The following is a 1,310-nucleotide window of genomic DNA, read 5'->3' on the forward strand; positions in this document are numbered from 1 at the left end:
CGGTACCGCGGTGGTGCGTCCCTGCGGCGCGAAGTCCACGACCTGGCCGGCCGCCAGGTCGGGGCGCAGGCAGCGGGTCCAGCCGCCGGTCAGCAGACCGGCGGCGTCGGGCACGGCGTCCGGCGCGCCGGGGATGCCGACGGGCGCGCCGTGCGGGGCGCCGGCCAGCGTGCCGCGGTCGGCGGTCTGCATCGCGGCGGTGCTGCCGGCCAGCAGCAGCGCGGAGGCCCGGTTGCGCACCGGGCGCAGCTCGCCGTCGAGGTACAGGTAGCGGTTGCCGGTCTGCTGCTCCAGGACGATCGAGCCGGGGGTGCGCCAACCGGCCGACGGGACCGGCGAGATCAGCCCGTACACGCCGGCGCCGGCGCACAGCAGGACGGTCACCCCGGCCCCCAGGAAGGTGCCGAGCGCGGCGCGCCTGGTCGGGCTCTCGCCGCGTCCGGGGTCACCGCTCACCAGGGCCGTGGCCAGCCTGCCCATGGCGAACTGGTAGGCCTGGACGTGGTCGCGTCGGGTCTGCACGGGTCTCCTCCCCTCAGCTGAACAGCGCGCGGACGGCGGCGTAGAGGTGGACGGTCTGCAGCAGCAGCGGGAACAGGGCCAGCGCGGTGAGGAGTTCGAGGATGTCGCCGAGGTGGCCCCAGATCGGCAGCGGGCGGCTGTCCGGGAGCCGTCGGGCGGCCGTCAGCAGCAGCGCGGCGGCGGCGAGCAGCAGGACGAGGACGGTGACCCTCGCGCCGGTCCCGGCCGGGGCGACCCGGACCAGCAGCAGCACGGTCAGCCCGGCGGCACCGGACAGGACCGCCGCCACCCGCTGCACGGTGCCGGTCAGGCCCCGGGCCCGCAGCAGGACGGCCGAGCCGAAGACCAGCGGCACCAGCCAGCCGGTCCACCCGGGCAGCTGCGCCAGGTACCAGAAGCCGGCCGTGTGGACCACGGCGCCGGCCACGGCCAGCCCGTCGAGGCAGGCGGTCGCGACGGCCACCCGCCGGGCCACCCGCTCCTGCGGCTCGGGCTCGATGTCCTGCTGCAACTCCTCCGCGTTGTTGGGCAGTTGCGGGGCACGCAGCCGGGCGGCGCGCAGCGCCAGGCGCGGGCCGAAGTGGCCGAGCACGAACACCGCCCCGGCGGTGACCGCGACCGCCTGTCCGGTGTCCCAGTGGGTCGGCCGGACGAGCGCCGCGGCGCCCGCCGCGGAGACCGCGGTGACCAGGGCGGCGGCGCCGGCCGCGACCGGCAGCGCCCGCAGGGCGAGCAGCAGGGCGGACAGCACGCCCACGCCGGCGGCGGCGATCAGCACGCCGGCCGCG

2 protein-coding genes are annotated in these 1,310 nt (G+C 78.0%); both read right to left on the reverse strand.

All coding sequences use genetic code 11. The features are described 5' to 3' along the window. A partial coding sequence (locus tag AA75_RS31110; RefSeq protein WP_033823663.1) for a type VII secretion protein EccB occupies window positions 1-522 on the reverse strand: 522 nt, incomplete at its 3' end. Window positions 523-535: 13 nt separating this feature from the next. Beyond that, window positions 536-1,310: type VII secretion integral membrane protein EccD (eccD, locus tag AA75_RS31115; protein ID WP_033823664.1), on the reverse strand; the 775-nt coding region annotated here is incomplete at its 5' end.

It is taken from the genome of Kitasatospora sp. MBT63 (assembly GCF_000710465.2).
Lineage (GTDB): Bacteria > Actinomycetota > Actinomycetes > Streptomycetales > Streptomycetaceae > Kitasatospora.